The 20,857-nt window shown below is 41.1% G+C and carries 16 protein-coding genes and 2 riboswitches; all 16 genes read right to left on the bottom strand.

All coding sequences use genetic code 11. The features are described 5' to 3' along the window. The 16 genes from DX873_RS14390 to DX873_RS14315 all read right to left on the bottom strand — a co-directional run bounded on the left by DX873_RS14390 (position 1) and on the right by DX873_RS14315 (position 20,608). Positions 1-753 carry a head GIN domain-containing protein gene (locus tag DX873_RS14390; protein WP_116185169.1) on the bottom strand — a complete coding sequence of 251 codons (753 nt, stop codon included), beginning with the start codon at positions 751-753 and terminating at the stop codon, positions 1-3. After that, positions 750-1,850, bottom strand: a complete 1,101-nt coding sequence (locus tag DX873_RS14385; protein ID WP_116185168.1) for an acyloxyacyl hydrolase — start codon at positions 1,848-1,850, stop codon at positions 750-752. Before DX873_RS14385 ends, DX873_RS14390 begins: the two co-directional genes overlap by 4 nt. Positions 1,851-1,870: 20 nt before the next feature. After that, entirely contained in the window at positions 1,871-2,824 is a 954-nt protein-coding gene (gene metF, locus DX873_RS14380; RefSeq protein WP_116185167.1) for a methylenetetrahydrofolate reductase [NAD(P)H], read from the bottom strand. A 2-nt stretch (positions 2,825-2,826) separates the two neighbouring features. Next, complete coding sequence (gene metH, locus DX873_RS14375) at positions 2,827-5,520, bottom strand: methionine synthase (protein ID WP_116185166.1); 2,694 nt, start codon at positions 5,518-5,520, stop codon at positions 2,827-2,829. Positions 5,521-5,523: 3 nt separating this feature from the next. Next, entirely contained in the window at positions 5,524-6,525 is a 1,002-nt protein-coding gene (locus DX873_RS14370; RefSeq protein WP_116185165.1) for a homocysteine S-methyltransferase family protein, read from the bottom strand. A gap of 124 nt (positions 6,526-6,649) precedes the next feature. Next, positions 6,650-6,746: riboswitch (SAM riboswitch) on the bottom strand. Between the two features lie 138 nt (positions 6,747-6,884). Further along, positions 6,885-7,946 (bottom strand): NAD(P)/FAD-dependent oxidoreductase, encoded by a 1,062-nt coding sequence (locus tag DX873_RS14365; RefSeq protein ID WP_116185164.1) that lies wholly within the window; start codon positions 7,944-7,946, stop codon positions 6,885-6,887. A gap of 34 nt (positions 7,947-7,980) precedes the next feature. Next, positions 7,981-8,766 (bottom strand): uroporphyrinogen-III C-methyltransferase, encoded by a 786-nt coding sequence (gene cobA, locus DX873_RS14360; RefSeq protein ID WP_116185163.1) that lies wholly within the window; start codon positions 8,764-8,766, stop codon positions 7,981-7,983. Beyond that, positions 8,759-10,849, bottom strand: coding sequence for a HEPN domain-containing protein (locus DX873_RS14355; protein WP_116185162.1), 2,091 nt, complete (start codon positions 10,847-10,849; stop codon positions 8,759-8,761). The genes cobA and DX873_RS14355 overlap by 8 nt, the downstream gene beginning before the upstream one ends. A gap of 74 nt (positions 10,850-10,923) precedes the next feature. Next, complete coding sequence (locus DX873_RS14350; RefSeq protein WP_116185161.1) at positions 10,924-12,171, bottom strand: sulfate adenylyltransferase subunit 1; 1,248 nt, start codon at positions 12,169-12,171, stop codon at positions 10,924-10,926. A gap of 15 nt (positions 12,172-12,186) precedes the next feature. Then, positions 12,187-13,095, bottom strand: coding sequence for a sulfate adenylyltransferase subunit CysD (cysD, locus tag DX873_RS14345; protein WP_116185272.1), 909 nt, complete (start codon positions 13,093-13,095; stop codon positions 12,187-12,189). Between the two features lie 93 nt (positions 13,096-13,188). Next, the gene (locus DX873_RS14340; RefSeq protein WP_116185271.1) at positions 13,189-13,812 is read right to left on the bottom strand and encodes a phosphoadenosine phosphosulfate reductase domain-containing protein; all 624 of its coding nucleotides are present in this window, start codon (positions 13,810-13,812) and stop codon (positions 13,189-13,191) included. A 10-nt stretch (positions 13,813-13,822) separates the two neighbouring features. Continuing rightward, the gene (locus DX873_RS14335) at positions 13,823-14,086 is read right to left on the bottom strand and encodes a DUF2061 domain-containing protein (RefSeq protein ID WP_116185160.1); all 264 of its coding nucleotides are present in this window, start codon (positions 14,084-14,086) and stop codon (positions 13,823-13,825) included. 182 nt (positions 14,087-14,268) lie between these two features. Continuing rightward, complete coding sequence (locus tag DX873_RS14330; protein ID WP_116185270.1) at positions 14,269-14,679, bottom strand: RrF2 family transcriptional regulator; 411 nt, start codon at positions 14,677-14,679, stop codon at positions 14,269-14,271. A 58-nt stretch (positions 14,680-14,737) separates the two neighbouring features. After that, positions 14,738-15,910, bottom strand: coding sequence for a trans-sulfuration enzyme family protein (locus DX873_RS14325; protein ID WP_116185159.1), 1,173 nt, complete (start codon positions 15,908-15,910; stop codon positions 14,738-14,740). After that, positions 15,910-19,296, bottom strand: coding sequence for a bifunctional aspartate kinase/homoserine dehydrogenase I (thrA, locus tag DX873_RS14320; RefSeq protein ID WP_116185158.1), 3,387 nt, complete (start codon positions 19,294-19,296; stop codon positions 15,910-15,912). Before thrA ends, DX873_RS14325 begins: the two co-directional genes overlap by 1 nt. Positions 19,297-19,330: 34 nt before the next feature. Continuing rightward, positions 19,331-20,608, bottom strand: a complete 1,278-nt coding sequence (locus DX873_RS14315) for an O-acetylhomoserine aminocarboxypropyltransferase/cysteine synthase family protein (protein WP_116185157.1) — start codon at positions 20,606-20,608, stop codon at positions 19,331-19,333. A gap of 122 nt (positions 20,609-20,730) precedes the next feature. After that, positions 20,731-20,836, bottom strand: a riboswitch (SAM riboswitch). Positions 20,837-20,857 lie beyond the last annotated feature (21 nt).

Raw genomic sequence — 20,857 nt, 5'->3', positions numbered from 1 at the left:
TCAATCAGTAAAGATCAACCGTCCATTAAAAAGTTCTTCCACTTCCACTTCTGGTGGACGGTTGTTGCTTACCACATCTCCCGTACCTCGCACTACTCCGCTAATCCGTTGTTGAGGGTTCACAAATACATCATTGGAGCCTCTATGGTCAATGGCAACATTTTGAGCCACCAAATCGGCTGCTTCAACCCTGGAATCGCCAGCAGCTATGGTAATATTTAGGTTATCCGTTTGGCCCCTCAGTTTAAAAAATGCAATTCCGTTCACCACTATTCGTACAATACCTGAATCTACTTCCAAATCAAAAGAGCCATCTGTAGTCTCTGTCTCAGGGTTGACAAAACTCTCTGAAATCAATGCAAGCTCAGGGTAGTTCAAAACTCCATCACTGGAAACCAACAACCCCGTACTGCTCCGTACCTCAGAGATATTTGGAGAAGTTACGTAGATTGTGGTCAACCCATAATCCCGAATAAAATTGCATCCATTTTCATTTCTAAGAATCAACCGGTTGTCCTCTACTTTTGCAGAAACCTCTTTCCGAAGGAATTCCCCGGTTTCCACTTCAACTTTTTGTTCTTCTCCCTGAATCAACACCAAATTGATGTTTTCAAAAACCGTAATTCTTGAAAAAGAAGGGACCTCAACCGTGTCCTTTATCAAATCTCCCGCATTCTGGAAACAGTCCGGCACATTGTCACCGTTACAGGCAATCAAAAACAGAATCGTTATTGCTATGGTCCACTTTCTCATAAACGTATTCCTATTCCAAATTCAACGGCTTCCGCCTTGGCTCCATGGGATTTCAAGGTGATAGCTCCAAAAAACTTATCTCCAAAGTACCGCTTTAGTCCAATTCTATTGTACATCCGACCTTCAAAATCAAAAGGATAGTATACATAGTATCCCAATTGGGTCTCAATGCTCATTTTATTGATAAAGAGTTCATGCCCCACAAATAATCCCAATCGTTTAAAGTCTGCATCTGGTTCCACATCCAATTCTGGAAATGAGGTAGATTGAAATCGAATGAGTTCTTTCAGAAAATTGGAGAAAAAGACATCTGTTCCAAATTGAATGGCACTTTTTCTTCCCAACCGTTTATCCGCATACGCCGAAAATATCCAAAATCCATACCGTCCAGAATTTATTACATCACTTTCATTTACTCCCCCTCGCAAGGCCAAATTAAACCGAATAGGTTCGGTAATTTTCTCGCCTTTTTCAGGTTTCAAGAACTCGTAGGTTTCCCCACCATCCAAATCATAGGTCAACCCTACATTCAATGCCATGGTATTGGTTGAAGTGTTGGGAGCCTTAAAGTTTGCGTTGGAATAATGGATCAATGAAATCCCTGCTTTTATACCCAACCCCGCAAACAGGTTTTCCTTTTGATAGTTCAACATGGCCATGGTTGTACTCAACAGATGGGTGCCGTAGGCATTGTTCCTAAAATTCTCGTTTTTATCGTAGGGATTGGTATTGTAGGCTACACCCTGTGCCACACGAACCTGAAGATTTCTTTTGAAAAAGTAAAAGTTGTAGTGCGCATACAGTCCATAATTCTTCCCGAGGGTGGAATTGTTCATATCCTGATACACAAAAGAAAAACCGGTATCTGGATAACCATAGTCAGCTTCCCATGTTTCTTGCCCAAACCTTTTTCTGTTAAATCCAAGAATAATGCCTCCTGGGTGATTGGCAATTAGGTGGGAAATATCAGTGTTGTGCAATAGAATGGAACCATAAAACTGACTGACATCCAGTACATATTTTGGGGCAATTTCTTTTTCCTGGGAATACCCCAACATGCTACATGCCAATAGAAACAAGTACAGTAGGTGCTTCATGAGGCGCTAAAGTAGGAAAATTAAAAAACCTCTTGGGCTATGGCCTTGATATTATCAGATTTCCCCATGGAATAGTAATGCAATACCGGCACACCAGCCTCCTTTAATTCCTTTGATTGTTGGATACACCACTCTACCCCAACCTGTCTTACTTCTTTGTTGTTTTTGCACGCTTCCACGGCATCAACCAGGTCTTGGGGAATATCTACCCTAAAAACTTGTGGCAGCAATTGCAAATGTCTTTTTACCGCAATGGGCTTTATTCCCGGTATAATTGGAACGTCTATTCCCATTTTTCTTGCTTCATCCACAAATTCAAAGAACTTATTATTATCAAAGAACATTTGGGTAACCACATAGTTAGCTCCAAGGTCCACTTTATGCTTCAAGCGTTTCAAATCTGATTTTATGGATGGGGCTTCCATGTGCTTTTCTGGATACCCAGCAACGCCGACGCAAAAATCCGGACAATTGTCTGTTTCAATTACTTCATGGAGATAATTCCCTTGGTTTAAATTGCGAATTTGCCCAACCAAATCAGAAGCGTACTTATGCCCTCCTTTGGTTGGTTCAAAATATTTTTCCTCTTTCATGGCATCACCTCGCAAAGCCATTACATTGTTGATTCCCAAATAATGACAATCCACCAATAGATATTCCGTTTCCTCTTTAGTGAAACCACCGCAGAGCACATGGGGAACGGTATCCACATCATACTTATGCTTAATGGAAGCGCATATGCCCAAAGTTCCAGGTCTCATTCGGGTCAGTTTTTTGTCCAAAAGACCATCCCTATCAATATAAATATACTCTTCACGAGATGTGGTAACATCAATAAAAGGGGGTTTAAATTCCATCAATGGGTCTATGTTGTCATAGAGTTCCTTGATATTTTTTCCCTTTACCGGCGGAATAATTTCAAAAGTGAATAGTGTTTCGCCTTTAGCTTTTTTTATGTGTTCGGTTACTTTCATTGCTACACTTCAACAATATTAGGTGCAAGCCATTTTTGGGCCTCCTCCTCTTTGATTCCTTTTCTCTTGGCAAAATCCTTTACTTGATCTTGCTGTATTTTTCCCAATCCAAAATATTTGGCCTTCGGATGGGCAAAATAATATCCACTGACACTGGCCGCAGGCCACATGGCCAAACTTTCTGTCAATTTCACCCCAATTTTTTCCTCCACTTCCAACAACTTCCAGATAGAGAGTTTTTCCAAGTGATCGGGGCACGCTGGATAACCCGGTGCTGGACGGATACCTCGATATTTTTCATCAATCAAATCATCGTTGGTTAGGTTCTCCTCTTGAGAATAGCCCCAATGTTTGATTCGCACCTCCTTATGGAGATATTCCGCAAAGGCTTCGGCTAAACGATCCGCCAAGGCTTTTATCATAATGGCACTGTAATCATCATGCTCACGTTCAAAATCTTTGGCCAGCTCTTGGGTACCAAAGCCCGTTGTTACACAAAAGCACCCAACATAATCCTGAATTCCCGAGTCTTTTGGAGCAATAAAATCGGCCAATGCTAAATTTGGGACCCCATCTCGTTTTTTAAGCTGTTGGCGCAGTGTTCTGAAAACAAATTGAGGTTGTTCCGAATTTTCATTGCTCGGACCTACATCGACTTCAATATCATCATCTTCAACTTGATTTGCGGGAAACAACCCAAAAACAGCCTTCGCCTTAAGTAAATCTTCATTAAATATTTTTTGCAGCATGGTTTGAGCATCATCAAAAAGCTCTGTTGCTTGTTTCCCCACAACCTCATCCTTTAGGATGTTAGGATATCTACCATGAAGGTCCCAACTTCTGAAGAAAGGGGTCCAATCGATAAAATCAACCAGTTTTTTCAAATCAAACTCATCCCAAACTTGTATTCCCAAAGTACTTGGTTTTTTGATGTCAGAACTGTCCCAATCCAGTTTCAACTTGTTGGTTCTGGCTTCCTTTAAACTCAAATATTCTTTTTGTTTGGATCTATTTAAAAATCTGTCCCTAAAACTTTCATAATCCAGTTTGATGGATTTTTTATAGGTATCCGAAGTTTCTTTCTGAAGCAGGTCACCCACAACGGTTACGGCTCTTGAGGCATCATTTACATGAACCACGGACTGGCTGTACTGTGGGTCAATCTTAACTGCTGTATGTGCCTTACTAGTTGTTGCCCCACCTATCAACAAGGGTACATCAAAATTTTGACGTTCCATTTCTTTGGCCAAAAAGACCATTTCGTCCAAAGAGGGAGTTATCAACCCGCTCAAGCCAATAATATCCACTTGCTCTTCCTTGGCTTTTTGAATAATGATCTCCGGAGGGACCATCACCCCTAAATCCACAATTTCGTAATTGTTACAGGCCAGGACCACGCTTACGATGTTCTTTCCAATATCATGAACATCTCCCTTAACGGTCGCCATCAATATTTTACCCGCTGCCGAAGCATTGGAGTCTTTGGATTCTTCAATATAAGGGGTGAGATAGGCAACTGCCTTTTTCATGACCCTGGCGGATTTCACTACTTGCGGTAAGAACATTTTTCCGCTACCGAACAAGTCGCCAACCACGTTCATTCCTGTCATTAAATTGCCTTCAATGACCTCCAAAGGTCTCGAAGCTTGAAGTCTTGCCTCTTCGACATCTTCAACAATAAACTGATCAATGCCCTTTACCAAGGCCCGTGTAATACGTTCTTGCAAAGGTTCTTCTCTCCAGGAAAGGTCTACTTTGTTCTCCTTGGACTTTCCAACAACTGTTTCCGCAAACTCCAACAGTCTTTCTGTGGCATCATCCCTTCTATCCAGGATTACATCTTCTACATGCTCCAACAAATCCTTCGGGATATCATCATAGACTTCCAGCAAAGCTGGGTTTACGATTCCTATATTCATGCCTGCCTTAATAGCATGATACAGGAATACAGAATGCATAGCTTCCCTTACCGGATTGTTCCCTCTAAAAGAAAAAGAAACGTTACTTACTCCACCACTAACACTGCAGTATGGCAAATTTTCACGCACCCATTTTGTTCCCTCAATGAAATCCAGGGCGTTTCTTCGATGTTCTTCCATGCCTGTGGCCACAGGAAAAATATTCAGGTCGAATATGATATCTTCTGGTGCGAAGTTGACTTTATCAACCAATATTTTGTACGACCGCTCTGCAATTTCAATCCTTCTTTGATAGTTATCTGCCTGACCGATTTCATCGAAGGCCATTACAATTACCGCAGCTCCATAACGCTTAATCAATTTTGCCTGACGAATGAACTCATCTTCTCCTTCTTTTAGGCTGATAGAATTCACTACACATTTTCCTTGTACTACCTGAAGTGCCGCCTCAATGATTTCCCATTTGGAGCTATCTATCATGATGGGCACACGTGCGATGTCCGGTTCAGCTACAATGAGATTCAAAAACTTGACCATGGCCCGCTTACCATCAATAAGGCCATCATCCATGTTAATATCAATGATTTGGGCACCTCCTTCCACCTGATGTCTTGCCACATCCAAGGCTTCCTCAAATTTCTCTTCCTTGATCAGGCGAAGAAATTTTTTGGAGCCGGCCACATTGGTCCGTTCCCCCACATTGATGAAATTGCTTTCTGGGGTAATGACCAAAGGTTCCAGGCCACTGAGCTTCAAATATCTTTCTTGCTTAGTCATAAATTATGCTGGAACAACTAGTTTTCGGGGTTGATATTCCTTTACTATATTGGCAATTTCCTTGATGTGCTCAGGGGTAGTTCCACAGCATCCTCCCACAATGTTTACCAAACCTTTTTCTACATATTCCTTAATCTGGGCGGCCATTTGCTCTGGGGTTTCATCGTATTCACCAAACGCATTGGGCAATCCAGCATTGGGATGGGCGGAAACAGCATATCCGGTTTTTGCCGAAACCACTTCCAAATGGGGAACCAATTGTTTGGCACCCAAGGCGCAATTGAATCCAACAGAAAGAATTGGAATATGGGAAATGGAAATCAGAAATGCTTCAGCAGTTTGCCCAGACAAAGTTCTTCCGGATGCATCTGTAATGGTTCCACTGACCATAATGGGAACGTCTATATTTCGTTCTTCCTTTACTTCTTCAATGGCAAATAAAGCTGCTTTGGCGTTTAGGGTGTCAAAAATAGTTTCCACCAAGAGCAAATCGGCTCCACCATCCAATAGGGCCTCAACCTGTTCTTTGTAAGCCAACCTTAGCTCATCAAAAGAAACAGCTCTAAAGCCTGGGTCGTTGACATCTGGAGACATACTGGCCGTTTTGTTTGTTGGGCCAATACTCCCAGCGACAAACCTTGGTTTTTGGGGTTCTTTTGCAGTGAATTCATCAGCTACTTTTTTGGCAATCTTTGCGGATTCGTAGTTGAGTTCGTATACCAAGTCTTGCATATGATAATCAGCCATTGCAATGGAAGTTCCGGAGAAAGTATTGGTTTCTACAATGTCCGCTCCAGCCTCAAAATATTTTCTATGGACCTCAGCAATAGCTTCAGGTTGGGTCAGGGACAACAAATCATTGTTTCCCTTAAGTGGATGTTCCCAATCCTTAAACCGATCTCCCCTAAAGTCTTCCTCCTCAAATTTATAGCGTTGCAGCATGGTGCCCATAGCTCCATCCAATACCAAAATACGTTCTTGTAATATGTCTTTAATATCCATAATAGCACAAACACCCCATTGTTGGGGTTAATAATATCAAGAAAAATAGAAGAAATACTGTTGAACAGCAATTACCCGTGTTATCCTTCCCCAAATCATGGTTGGTTTTTTCCTCCATGAGGTCCTGAAATCAATTCAGGACAGGGTAGAATGTAGCACCTTCTCGAAGTCGAGGGTTGCTAAGGCTTCACAGGGTCCAATCCCTCCGCCTTTCTTGATAACTTTCAATTATTTTTATGAACTGAGGGACAAAATAACCACTCTTTGGCGTTAAAAACAACTTTCATCCCTTTTTTATAACATTAAAACCTTCCCAAGTTAAAACATAGGAAGGTTTGACTAACTCAGATACCCTAAAACTTTTAGGCTATACTTTGCACCACTTCTTTTTTTGCTTCCCTTTTGGAACCATCAAAGCCTTGGATACCACCCACCGTAGTGTACTTCATCACAAAACGTTTATCAGGGTTTATAATTTGATAGGCAAATTGACACATTACCGCAGCTTCGTGGAATCCGGATAGAATCAATTTAAGTTTTCCTGGATAGGTATTGACATCTCCAATGGCAAAAACACCAGGAATGTTGGTCTGATAATCCTTGGCATTGTTCACTTTGATGGCGTTTTTCTCGATTTCAAGACCCCAGTTCCCAATTGGTCCCAATTTTGGTGAAAGCCCAAACAAAGGAATAAAGTTATCTGTTTCAACATAAGTTGGTTCCTTAGTTTCATCGTTATGCTTTAGCACCACGGCCTTAAGTTCGTTTTCGCCATGCAATTCCTTTACTTCTGCTTCAGTAAATAATTGGATTTTTCCCAATTTGGCCAACTCGGATGCTTTTTCCACTGAATCTAGGGCTCCCCTGAACTCATTTCGTCTGTGTACCAGTGAAACTTCTGAGGCCACATCTGCCAAATAAATAGCCCAATCCAATGCTGAATCGCCTCCTCCGGCTATGACAACTTTTTTATTTCGATATACTTCCGGGTCTTTGATCATATAGGCCACCCCTTTGTCTTCAAAATCAGAAATATTGGAAATCAAGGGTTTTCTTGGTTCAAAAGAACCCAGTCCACCTGCGATAACCACTACAGATGCATGGTGTTTTGTTCCTTTGTTTGTGGTTACAATAAAGGAACCATCATCTTGTTTTTCCAAAGCATCTGCTCTTTCGCCCAGTGTAAATCCTGGCTCAAAAGGTTTAATCTGTTCCATTAATCTATCCACCAAATCCCCCGCAAGGATTTCCGGATAGGCCGGGATATCATAAATAGGTTTCTTGGGATAGATCTCTGAACATTGCCCCCCAGGTTGAGGCAAAGCATCTATAAGATGACATTTCAGCTTTAACAAACCGGCTTCAAACACAGTGAACAGCCCTGTTGGACCAGCTCCGATTATAAGTATATCTGTCTTTATCATAGTTTTTCTTTAAACGGTCAAGACAAACTCAACCTTAGTGGATTTGTACTTTTTCAAACAATTCTTTTCCCTGTTGCTGGTATTCTTTTTGAATATCAAGGATACTTTGGCGGTGGCTGACCACTTCGCCTATAATAATTATAGCAGGATTGGATAACTGCTGCTCCCTTGCCTTGTACTCAATAGAAGCAACAGTACCAATTCCTATTTTTTCATTGTCTCTGGTTCCATTCTGGATAATGGACACAGGTACTTCGGATTTTCCCTCTTTTTTAAAAAGATTCATGATTTCTCCCAATTTGGACATGCCCATTAAAATGACAACTGTAGCGCTAGATTTTGCAGCGAGTGCCACATCGGTGGAAAGCTTATGTTCTTTTGTAGTTCCTGTAATCACCCAAAAGCTTTCAGAAGAACCTCTTTTAGTCACTGGTATATGCTGCGACGCAGGCACGGCAACTGAAGAAGAAATTCCTGGAACTACGGCGACTTCAATTCCATGGGTTGCCGCATATTCCATTTCCTCAGCACCTCTTCCAAAAACAAAGGGGTCTCCACCCTTTAATCTAACCACATGCAATCCCTGAACAGCTCTTTGCACAATCAATTCATTGATTTGGTCTTGTTGGTACGCATAACAGCCTTTGCGTTTGCCAACAAATATTTTTTCGGCATTTTGGGCATGTTCCAAAAGCTCCACATCCACAAGGGCATCATACAATACAACATCTGCACCCTGCAATGTCTTGACCCCTTTAAGGGTAAGCAAATCTACATCTCCTGGACCTGCGCCCACCACTGTTAATTTTCCCTTACGCATGTTCCAATTCTAATTTTCTATAAGCTTCCAGTTGCTTCAATACCTTTTTGGCATCTTCCAAATAGTCTTGGGCAAATTCCCTTGAAGGTTCATTTTTGTTTAACTGTAGTGCTAAATTTTCAAATCCATCTTCGATTATGATTTTTCCAGATTCCACATACAGCCTGTCAAAATCACGAATGATGCTTGCATGGGTATTGGTCTTTACTTTTTCCGCTGTAAGCAATGCCTTGGCAGAATTAACTATAGATTGGTAAGAATAATAGATACTTGCCGCCCACTTTTCGTTATCCAGTGCTTCCTTGGCATTGTCTATTTTTTCCTGGCTTTCGAAGAAAAGTGTGGCCACCAAGTCAACAATCACGCCAGCACACTCGCCAATGCCTATCTCTTTCTTATATTTTTCCTCGTTGCCCCAGTCAATAAAATCATCTTGGGTGAGGTTGTCCGTATCGGTTAGTGGTTTTAAGAGTTCATAGAAATATTGTTCTCCTTTTTCACTATAGTAATCCACAAACGAAGCTCCATTTCCATTGGTATTGTAGTCGTCCAAGATCAATCGTAAAGCTTGTGGCCCTCTTTTACTTGGAATTTTGACCACTTTGTCCGCAAAGCGCCCTTCACCATTTCCAAAATTGCCTCCCCCTAGCAACACTTGAAGTGCTGGGGCCACCAATTTATCTTTAGTGCGAATGGACATGCCTTGAAAACCAATGTTGGCCATGGTATGCTGGCCACAGGCATTCATACAACCACTGATTTTTATGACCACATCGGGATTATTGATGTATTGTGGGTATTCAGCTTTGATTACACGCTCTAACTCCACAGCAATTCCAGTACTGCTGGCAATTCCCAAGTTACAGGTATCGGTTCCTGGACAGGCCGTAATATCCAAGGCTTTGTTATAACCTGCTTCAGCAAAACCTAATTTCTTCAATTCCGAGTAGAAAAACGGAACCAATTCTTCTTTGACAAAGGGAATCAATATGTTTTGTCTTAAAGACAAGCGAATCTCACCTGCGGCATAATCCTGAACCAATTTGGCCAACTTCCTGGCCTTATCCGTATAGAAATCACCCAACAACACTTTGATTCCAATAGCCACAAATCCCTCTTGTTTTTGCGGAACCAAGTTGGTCGACTTCCATTGTTCAAATTCCAATGAATCTTGAATTTCAACCACAGGAACCTCTACGTCAACAGTTTTTGGTTTTGGATAAGTAGAAAAATCTATGGGATAGGTTTTGTTGGGAACAGCCAATTGTTCTTCTTCCAATAGTGCTTTGAATCCATCCAGACCAATATCCTTTAAAAGGAATTTCATCCTTGCTTTCGCCCTACTCTTTCGTTCACCGAATCGATCAAAAACCCGGATGACCCCCTCCATAAGTGGAATAATTTGGTCTGCGGGCAAGAAGTCGAACAACTCATCTGCATGTCGGGGTTGCGACCCCAGTCCTCCACCTAACATGACTTTGAAGCCTCTTTCCCCATTTTTGATTTTGGCGATAAAGCCCAAATCATGCATATAGGACAATCCTGTGTCGGCATTACTGGCAGAAAAGGAAACTTTGAATTTTCTTCCCATTTCCTGACCTATGGGGTTTCTCAAAAAGTATTCAAAAACCGCTTGGGCATAGGGAGAGACATCGAACGGCTCGTTGACATCTATTCCTGCCGTTTCGCTAGCGGTAACATTTCTAACCGTATTTCCACAAGCTTCCCGAAGAGTCACCTCGTCTTTTTCAAGCTGAGCCCAGAGTTCGGGAGTTCTGTCCAAATCGACATAATGGATTTGGATATCTTGACGGGTGGTAATATGCAATCTTCCTCTTGAGTATTCATCAGAAACATCACTGATACGCAATAATTGGTTTGAGGTCACCTTCCCGTAAGGAAGTTTGATCCTCACCATTTGCACTCCGGGTTGACGTTGTCCATATACCCCTCTTGCCAAACGAAGACTTCGGAATTTCTCTTCATCGATATTTCCTTCTCTGAAAAGACGGATTTTCTTTTCGAGTTCCACAATGTCCCTTTCAACCAAAGGATTTTCGATTTCTGTTCTAAAACTTTTCATAATCTAGTTTTCCTATATATTAAATAGGATTATATGGTGAAAAATCCCAAATTTTAACTTTTCTTGGAGTTTAACTACTCAATGAAACCTACACCTGCGGTGTTATTGGTCCTACTGTCAATCAAAATAAAAGAACCATTGGTTCTATGATCCTTGAATTTGTCATAGAATATAGACCTGTTCAGTTTAAACCGAACTTTGGCTATATCGTTCATTTCCAGATTCTGGACATTTTCTTCAATCCCCGAATAATCTGGACGTATTTTGTGTTCAATGGCATCTACCTTGGCCAACACTTTATTTATACCATGTTGAAACAAGTATTTTCCTCCAACTACCATGGTATTTGAATCCATCCAGGACACGGTTGCCGTTAACTGTTTGTCCACGGTTGGCAAATCTCCCACTTTGACCAACATATCTCCCCTACTCACATTTACCTCATCTTCCAATGTAATGGTAACCGATGAGCGTCTTGGAGCGGTTTGATAGGGTTGATCATAAAAATAGATTGCCTTTATTTTGGAGCGCGTCATTGATGGCAGCACCACAACCTCATCTCCAACAGACAGTTCTCCTCCATAAACTTTTCCGGCAAAGCCTCTAAAGTCATGGAACTCTTCTGTTTTGGGGCGAACTACATATTGCACAGGAAATCTGGGTGTGCCCGTATTGTATATATCTTGAAGATTTAAATTCTCTAAATGTTCAATTAGCGTTTGCCCTTGATACCAAAGCATATTCTCTGAGTTATGGACAACATTGTCACCTTTAAGAGCGCTGACAGGTATAAAAGAAATTTTCTGATTCTGATAATCCCTCTTACCCATAAGCTCTTCAAAATCGGACTTGATATTGTTGTAGACTTCTTCTGAAAAATCTACCAAATCCATTTTATTAATTGCCACAACAACGTCTTTGATTCTAAGTAGGTTGTTGATAAAAAAGTGTCTGTGAGTCTGCTCAATAACACCTTTCCTTGCATCAATCAGGATGATTGCCGCTTGTGATGTTGATGCACCGGTAACCATGTTTCTGGTATATTCAACATGTCCGGGCGTATCTGCTATGATATAACTTTTGGATGCTGTTGAAAAATAGATATGAGCCACATCAATGGTGATACCTTGTTCCCTTTCAGCTACCAGACCATCGGTTGCCAGTGAAAAATCCAAATAATCATAACCTTTTTGTTTACTTGTTTTTTCAATGGCCTCCAGTTTATCATCTGTCAACGATTTGGTATCGTACAGCAATCTGCCTATCAAGGTACTTTTACCATCATCTACGCTTCCAGCGGTTGCAATTTTTAAAACTTCCATTTTTCAGCTCTTATTTTAAAAGTATCCTTGTTGTTTACGTTTTTCCATGGCCGCTTCTGATCTTTTGTCATCAATTCTGGCTCCTCTTTCCGAAATTTTGGAATCCCTAATTTCGGATACCACTTTTTCAATGGTGTCGGCATGGGATTCCACCGCTGCGGTACAGGACATGTCACCTACAGTTCTAAAGCGAACCATGCGCTCTTCCACAACCTCATCTTCCGTTCTATAGACAACTTCGTCCTCAGCGGACCAAATCAACCCATCCCTAAAGAATACATTTCGCTTGTGTGCAAAATAGATGGATGGTATTTCAATTTTTTCCTTTTCGATATAGCTCCATACATCCAACTCGGTCCAGTTGCTAATGGGAAACACCCTTACATTCTGACCAATTTCAATTTCTCCGTTCAACATGTCGAACAATTCTGGACGCTGATTTTTCTCGTCCCACTGTCCAAAATCATCCCTAACCGAAAAAATTCGCTCCTTGGCCCGTGCTTTTTCCTCATCTCTTCTGGCTCCTCCGATGCATGCATCGAATTTAAACTCCTCTATGGCATCCAACAAAGTTGTTGTCTGAAGCGTATTTCGACTGGCATATTTTCCGGTTTCTTCTACCACCTTTCCTTGATCAATGGAATCCTGGACTTTTCTAACAATAAGCTCCACTCCCAATTCTTGAACCAAACGATCTCTGAACTCTATCGTCTCTGGAAAGTTGTGCCCGGTATCAATATGCATTAAGGGAAAAGGTATTTTGGAGGGCCAAAATGCTTTTTGGGCCAATCTGACCAATGATATAGAGTCCTTTCCTCCTGAAAACAACAGTACAGGTCTTTCAAATTGAGCAGCTACTTCCCTGAATATGTAAATAGCTTCATGTTCCAAGGCATTTGCCCTTGGTCTTTCTTGCTGTACCAATGTTGTCGGCTTTTGTATTTCTTCTGTTAGTGTTTCCAAATCTTACTTTGTTTTTGGTTACTTCCTTTACAGAAATATCAGTTTATAGTTTGGTTATGTATGTAATCCACATTCTCGATTTTCCAAAACCTTTGTGGGGTCAAAATACCTATGTTCGTTTGGCAGATTGTGTTGTTTTAGATAGGTATCCAGTTGGGTATCGCTCCAATAATAAAATGGGCTAACCTTTAATACTCCATCCTTACTCAAGCTCAGCACATCTAAAGAATTCCTATGGGCGGTCTGACCTTTTCTTAAATTTGTAAACCACACATCTGGTTTTAGTTCTTCCATTGCCCTCCTGAAAGGTTCCAACTTTACTTGTTCTGTGAAAACCGCATGTTGGGGATTATCTATTTGAGGGATTCCCATAACAGCATCTCTGTGGGCAGAAGTCTGTTTGGGCACATATAGTTTGATGTTCAAGTTGAGCCTTGTTGTTAAATCCTCCGCATGTTTATATGTATCAGGTGTATTGTACCCAGTATCACACCAAACTACAGGAATTTGATTGTCAACTTGTGTGACTGCATGTAAAATAGCCACTTCATAAGGTCTGAAATTGGTAGTTACCACTGGGTTTTTACCGTGGGTAACAGCCCATGAAATAATTTCCTCAGGTGGAATCCCCTTAAATTGTCGATTCAGATTTTCGATATCATTTTGCTGTAAAGCCATTCTATCTTTTTTATCTACCCCATTTAATTGTGTTCCATATTCTTTCATGGAAAAAATAAAGCACCATTTTGGTAACCAATTCTACAATTCCTATGGAAAAAGCGACAGATAAAGTACCCGTCACAATCCAAGAAATGATGATGGTGTCCAAGGTGCCCACTACCCTCCAACTGATAGATTTAACAATGCTTCTTTTTGGACTTTCAGAACCTTTATCCTTAGAATACGTGGTTCTTCTTTTGCCATTGTCGACTACAAGTTGGTCTGCTATCATTTGCTAAAATTATATTCCTATAGATTTAATAGGAATTTCAAAAGTAGAACTATTTCAAAAACTAAATCGTTAAATAGGTTATAAAATTACTTTTACCCTATAGTTTTAGTAGATTTTAAAATATCGAGATGAAATCTTGGAGATTTTAAGGTCAAAATCATAAAAAACTGAAGATTCTGCACTTAAGGAATTAAATCAGCCAAAGTATTGTTACGGTAGACCTCCAAAGCACTATCCCGCACTTGTAGCATCAGCTTATGGACTGCGCATTTTTTCTCATCTGGACAATCATCGCACTTCTCGTAGAAATTCAGGCTCACACAGGGAATCATCGCTATTGGACCTTCCAACACCCTCATAACAGAGGTCATTAGAATTTCGTGGGGCTCTTTGATTAAATAATAACCCCCTCCTTTGCCTTTTTTAGACCCTAGAAATCCGTTCCTTCGCAAGGTAAGCAGAATGCTTTCCAAAAACTTTTGGGATATATTTTCGTGCTTTGCAATTTCAGCAATCTGAACCGGTTCCCGGTTATTTACGGATGCTAGGTAAGTCAGTGCCTTTAGGCCATATTTTGTCTTCTTGGAGAGCATCCTACGAAGATAGCGAAATTTGCCAATGGTGTTCAAAAACCGAAACCCTTTTACAACTTCATCCTCCCAAGGCTTGGTCAACGTCAGCAACAATGTCGTCAATATGTTCCAAACCAACTGAAACCCTGACCATTCCATCTGTTATTCCAACCGCTAAACGTTCATCCGAAGAGAGTTTACTGTGGGTGGTTGAAGCAGGATGGGTAACAATACTTCTGGAATCTCCAAGATTGGCAGAAAGCGACAATAGTTTTATTCGGTCAAAAAATCTTCGACCAGCTTCAAGTCCTCCCTTAACTTCAAAAGCGACGACACATCCTCCTGCTTTCATCTGCTTTTTTGCGATTTCATATTGAGGGTGCGACTTGAGAAAGGGATATTTCACCCAGGCTATTTCAGCATGACTTTCTAAAAAAGTAGCTAGTGCAAGTGCATTGGAACAATGTCTATCTACCCTTATTGAAAGGGTTTCCAGACTTTTAGATAATACCCATGCATTAAATGGTGAAAGAGCAGGCCCAGTGATTCTGGAAAAGCGATATACTTTGTCCACCAAATCATCCTTGCCCACAGTAATTCCTGCCAAAACCCTTCCTTGACCATCCATCAACTTTGTACCCGAATGAATCACCAAATCTGCACCAAACTTGATGGGCTGTTGCAGATATGGAGATGCAAAACAGTTATCTATGATAAAAATTAGACCATGCTTTTTGGCAATTTTTCCAAGTAATTCCAAATCCAGGACGTCCACCCCAGGGTTTGTTGGGGACTCGGCATAAAGAATTTTGGTCTTAGGAGTTATCAAGCTTTCAACCGATGCTAAATCATTGACATCGAAATAGCTTGTACTGATGTTCCATTTGGGGAAAAAGTTGGTAAAAAGTGAATGCGTAGACCCAAAAATGCTTTTTGAGGATACTATATGGTCCCCGCTTTCCAATAGGGCCATAAAGGTGGAATATACTGCTGCCATACCAGAAGCAAAGGCAAATCCACTTTCTGCTCCTTCCATTTTGCATACTTTCTCAATAAACTCAGAAGAATTTGGGTTGGAATATCTGGAGTAAATGTTCCTATCCTTTTCCTCCGCAAAGGATGCTCGCATATCCTCGGCATCATCAAAAACAAAGCTTGAAGTGAGGTACATTGGGGCGGAGTGTTCCAAAAACTGCGTTCTTTCTATCTGTGTGCGAATTGCTTCGGTTTCAAATTTTCTTGTCTTTCCCATTACACTTTTTCTGCTATTCGTAATATATCGCCAAACACCCCTCTGGCCGTTACTTGGGCACCAGCTCCGGCTCCTTGTATCACCAAAGGGTTTTCTCCATAGGATTCGGTATAGATTTCAATGATGGAATCTGAACCACTCACTTGTCCTAAAGCACTACTCTTTGGAACAGAAACCAATTTGACTTCCAAATTGCCCTTTTCTTTTTGAAGGTCTCCAAACAAATCTCCGATGTAGCGCAAAACATGTCCTTCTTCTTGGTTTTTCTTGATTTCATCAAATTTGGAATCCATGGTCTTGATATCTTTTATGAATTGATCAAAATTGGCATTCTGCAACTCTTTTGGAATCAAGTTTTCAATTTCAACATCCGAAAACTCATTTTTCAGATCCAGCTCCCGTGCTAGAATCAACAATTTTCTCCCGACATCATTTCCTGAAAGGTCCTCTCTTGGGTCAGGTTCAGTAAACCCTTTTTTCATAGCTTCTTTTACGATGTCAGAAAAAGGCTTTTCCTTTTCCGAAAAAGTATTGAAAATATAACTGAGTGAGCCAGAGAAAACACCTTTTATCCAGGTTATGTTCTCTCCCGAAAGGTGCAAGAGCTTTATGGTATCTATCAAAGGGAGCCCTGCACCCACATTGGTTTCGTATAAATATTGCTTTTGGTTCTTTTCCAGTGAATCTCTGATAGAACCATACTTTTCAAAACTCAACGTATTGGCTATTTTATTGGAGGAAACCAAATCAAATCCATTCTGAATCAATAATTCATAGTTCTCCACTAAATCCTGGCTTGCTGTGTTGTCCACTGCAATCAGGTTTTCCAGATGATTATTTTTAGCGTAGGCTATGATATCTTCAACCTGGTAGTGCTGTCCATTCTTTTCTAGGCTTAAACTCCAATCAGCATCTATTCCTTCATGATCCAGCAATGCTTTTCTGGAATTGGTCACAGCAAAAATGCGTAGGTCTATTCCCTTCCGACCCTCAATACTTTTTTGGGAGTTGAGGATTTGATCTATCAGAGTGCCTCCCACATTTCCATGTCCAAATACGGCTAGGTTGATTTTCTTGGCTATGCCAAAAATCTGCCCGTGAACTACATTAATGGCCTTGTGCAAATCATCTTTGTGGACCACCATGCTAACATTCTTACCGGTTACCGTGTTGTTGAACAGTAGTGGTATAACCTGATTCTTCACCAAGGCATTGAAGGGTTTGTGAAAACTGCTCAAGTCCATCCCCACAATGGAGATTACTGAAACGTCTTTTTCAACCGTAATTTGATTGATATCATGAGAGGAGTAGTCAGTTTCAAACTCCAAGTCCAATACCTTCTTTGCCTTATCAGCTTGGGAAGAATCCACGACCAGACCTATTCCCCGCTCGGAAGAACCTTGCGATATGATTCCCACACTAATGCCGCTTTGTCCAAGGGCCTTGAATATTCTGGCATCTATTCCTACTTTACCCAAAAGTCCCCTACCCTCCAAATTCACCAGTGCCATGTGCTCCAATACGGATAGGGATTTGATTCCTCCGTTATCCGTCTTGGGTCCTATTAAGGTTCCTTTGTTCTTTTTGTTGAAGGTATTACAGATTCTAAGGGGTATATTTTTTTCAATAAGTGGGATGATTGTTTTAGCATGCAAGATGTTGGCTCCAAAATTGGCCAACTCATTGGCTTCATCATAAGAAATCACATCAATCAACTTGGCATCTGGAACCAAATCCGGATTTGCGGTAAAAATCCCATCGACGTGGGTATAGTTGACAAGTTCTGATGCATCCAAAAAATTAGCTAGCAAGGCAGCAGAATAGTTGGTTCCGTTCCTCCCCAAAGTGGTAGTCACCCCTTCCTTAGTGGAGCCAATAAAGCCTGTAACCACCGGTATAGTTTCAGTATCTATTCCATGAAAGCTTCGAATAATATTCTCTTTGGAAATCCGTTCATCGACCTCAGCGTTGTTAAAGGTGTCATCGGTTTTAATCAAAGCCCTGGAATCAACAAGTTGGGCCTTAAGGCCAGATTCATTCAATAAAGCTGAGAGTACTTTTCCAGAAATCAATTCGCCATAAGACAACAGCTCATCCTTTGTCCTCAAACTATAATCCCCTGAAAGAGAAACTCCCTTCAATATTTTTTCAATATTCTTAAGTTCACTTCCAATATCAATTCCTACATACCCATTTTTTTGATACGTAGTGAATCGCTCTAAGTCCTCCGCAAAGTCATAACCTTTTGCGGCCTTGCCCAACATACTCTCCAGTTCATCCGTTGCATGGCCTCTGGCAGAGACCACCACGGCAAAATGTTCGTTCGCTGCAGCCTTTTCAGAAATGATCTGGAGCACGCGCTCAATACCTTTTCCATTGGCCAAGGATTTTCCACCAAACTTTAGGATTTTTATCCTGTCCAGTTTTCCTTTCCTTTTGAAAATGGGTTCCAAAAGTTTTTCCAACTGCTCAAACTCCATTAAAAAGGCATCGTGTCCATGAAGCGATTGAACCTCACCATAGGTGACATTGGCATTGACTTGGGCCAACTTTCTAAAAGTTTCCTTGTTTTCTTCAGCGGTAAAGAACAAATCAGAATTCACCCCAACTATGTGTATTTGAGTGTCACTTTCTTGAAGTGCCTTAAAGGCATCGTCACCATCCCTGGTGATGTCAATAGTCTTCAACAGTTGGTTCATTAGCTTGTAGGCAGAAAGTTGAAATCGCTCTTGTAGCTTCTTCCCATGGTGCATTAACCAACTTTCCACATTGAACACCTGGAGTTCTTCATTGGTACTTCTTTTAAATCGTTCCTTGAAGGATTCCGGGGTTCGATAGCACAGCATGGCGTGCATACGGGCATCGTGTACAGGTTGCTTGGAATTGACCAAAAATTGTTCTTGAATCTGGCAATTGGCAATCAACCAATCAGTGGATTTCCAATCCGAGGCTACCGGTATTAAATGTTTTGTGATTTTTGGATTCAGTGCAGCCATTTCCCAGGCCACTCCACCTCCCAACGACCCTCCGATAATTGCAAACACTTTTTCTATCTCAAGGATTTCCAATCCCAGCAAAAATATCCGAGCCACATCCCCGGCAACAAAATCCTTATAGTTGTCCACAACAAAACCGTCAAAACCATTGCCTGGAATGTTGAATGACAAAATGGTAAAAGTATCTGTATCGATACATTTCCCCTTCCCAATTAAACTGGACCACCAACCTTTTTCTCCAGACACATTGGAATTCCCAGTTAAAGCATGGTTCACCAACACTATTGGAGCTGTGTGCAGTTTCTTCCCAAATATCTGATAGGAAAGCTGAATATCCTGTTTGGAACCGTTGAGGGTTTCAAAATCCTTTATTTCCGTTTTTTCCAACATTACCCTATTTCCTAGAATTATCCTTTTACTTTTCTTAATCGAGCTTGGCGAAGGCCGCTTCCAAATCGGCTTTCAAATCTTCCAAATTCTCCAATCCAACTGATAGACGAATCAAATCTTGGGTTACCCCTGTGGACTCCTGCTCTTCTTCTGTTAACTGCTGATGGGTTGTACTGGCAGGATGGATAATCAAAGATTTGGTGTCTCCAATATTGGCAAGAAGAGAGAAAATCTTTGTTTCATCCGCAATTTTTTTGGAGGATTCAAATCCCCCTTTAACACCAAAGGTTACAATACTGCTCTGTCCTTCTGGAAGGTATTCATCAGCCAATTTTTTGTACTTGCTCGATGTTAATCCGGGATAGTTTACCCAAGTTACTTCCTCCCTACTCTCCAACCATTGGGCCAGTGCCAAAGCATTTTCACTATGCTTCTTCATACGCACTTCCAATGTTTCCAAGCCCTGTATTATCTGAAAGGCATTAAAAGGACTAAGACACGCACCATGGTCACGTAGTCCTTCAATACGCACCTTGGCTATAAACGCAGCTGGTCCTAAAGCATCATGATAGATCAATCCATGGTACCCAGGGGAAGGTTCCGTAAATTCCGGAAATTTTCCATTGGCCCAATTAAAAGTTCCTGCATCTATAATGGCGCCGCCCAATGCTGTTCCATTTCCATTAATGTATTTGGTCAAGGAATGAATCACAATATTGGCCCCATGTTCTATTGGATTCAATAAGGCTGGCGAAGCTACAGTATTATCAACTATAAAAGGAACTTCTGCAGCCTTCGCTTCTTTTGAAATCGCCTTTAAATCCAGAACGTCCAATTTTGGATTCCCTAAAGATTCTACGAAGAATACCCTAGTGTTGTTCTGAACAGCCTTTCCAAAATTGGATGGGTCGGATGGGTCTACAAAAGTGGTTGTAATCCCTAATCTAGGCAAGGTTACACTGAACAGGTTATAGGTTCCCCCATAAAGGCTATTCGAAGCCACAATATGGTCTCCAGCCTTAAGCAATACCAATAAGGCTGTATTGATGGCGCCTGTTCCCGAAGAACATACCACAGAAGCAATACCTCCTTCCAAGGCTGCCAACCGTTGTTCCAAAATATCATTAGTTGGATTATTGATTCTGGTGTAGATGTTACCGAACTCGGCCAATGAAAACAAATTGGCCGCATGGTCCGAATTGTTGAACACATAGGCTGTACTTTGGTAAATGGGCACTGCCCTTGTTCCTCCGTTCGAGGCGACATCGTGCCCAGCATGCAGGGCGTTGGTTGCAAATTTTTGATCACTCATGATTTTTAGTTTTTTAAATTATTATCCGTTAAATCAATTTAAAAAGCCAAACCCCGATGGGAAATCATCCCATAGGTAAAATCAAAAAGTTATAAGAAAGAGAAATCGAAAATTTTCGATTGTTGTTATCTATTCCACAATGGGATAGAATTTAGCACCTTCTTGGATTAGGACCAAGGGTTGCTAAGGCTTCATAGGGTCTATTCCCTCCACCTTTCTTGATAACTATTCAATACGTGTTTGAACTTA

The sequence above is a fragment of the Flagellimonas nanhaiensis genome, assembly GCF_003382275.1.
Lineage (GTDB): Bacteria > Bacteroidota > Bacteroidia > Flavobacteriales > Flavobacteriaceae > Flagellimonas > Flagellimonas nanhaiensis.
Note: the sequence above shows the minus strand (reverse complement) of the source record. Positions and strands in the feature narration are given on the sequence as shown.

Coding starts and splice junctions, on each gene's coding strand:
- metF (WP_116185167.1), bottom strand. CDS start 2,824: ATGAAAGTAACCGAACACATAAAAAAAGCTAAAGGCGAAACACTATTC.
- metH (WP_116185166.1), bottom strand. CDS start 5,520: ATGACTAAGCAAGAAAGATATTTGAAGCTCAGTGGCCTGGAACCTTTG.
- thrA (WP_116185158.1), bottom strand. CDS start 19,296: ATGTTGGAAAAAACGGAAATAAAGGATTTTGAAACCCTCAACGGTTCC.
- DX873_RS14315 (WP_116185157.1), bottom strand. CDS start 20,608: ATGAGTGATCAAAAATTTGCAACCAACGCCCTGCATGCTGGGCACGAT.
- cobA (WP_116185163.1), bottom strand. CDS start 8,766: ATGCGTAAGGGAAAATTAACAGTGGTGGGCGCAGGTCCAGGAGATGTA.
- DX873_RS14355 (WP_116185162.1), bottom strand. CDS start 10,849: ATGAAAAGTTTTAGAACAGAAATCGAAAATCCTTTGGTTGAAAGGGAC.
- DX873_RS14365 (WP_116185164.1), bottom strand. CDS start 7,946: ATGATAAAGACAGATATACTTATAATCGGAGCTGGTCCAACAGGGCTG.
- DX873_RS14325 (WP_116185159.1), bottom strand. CDS start 15,910: ATGGGAAAGACAAGAAAATTTGAAACCGAAGCAATTCGCACACAGATA.
- DX873_RS14350 (WP_116185161.1), bottom strand. CDS start 12,171: ATGGAAGTTTTAAAAATTGCAACCGCTGGAAGCGTAGATGATGGTAAA.
- DX873_RS14335 (WP_116185160.1), bottom strand. CDS start 14,086: ATGATAGCAGACCAACTTGTAGTCGACAATGGCAAAAGAAGAACCACG.
- DX873_RS14340 (WP_116185271.1), bottom strand. CDS start 13,812: ATGGCTTTACAGCAAAATGATATCGAAAATCTGAATCGACAATTTAAG.
- DX873_RS14385 (WP_116185168.1), bottom strand. CDS start 1,850: ATGAAGCACCTACTGTACTTGTTTCTATTGGCATGTAGCATGTTGGGG.
- DX873_RS14330 (WP_116185270.1), bottom strand. CDS start 14,679: ATGCTCTCCAAGAAGACAAAATATGGCCTAAAGGCACTGACTTACCTA.
- DX873_RS14390 (WP_116185169.1), bottom strand. CDS start 753: ATGAGAAAGTGGACCATAGCAATAACGATTCTGTTTTTGATTGCCTGT.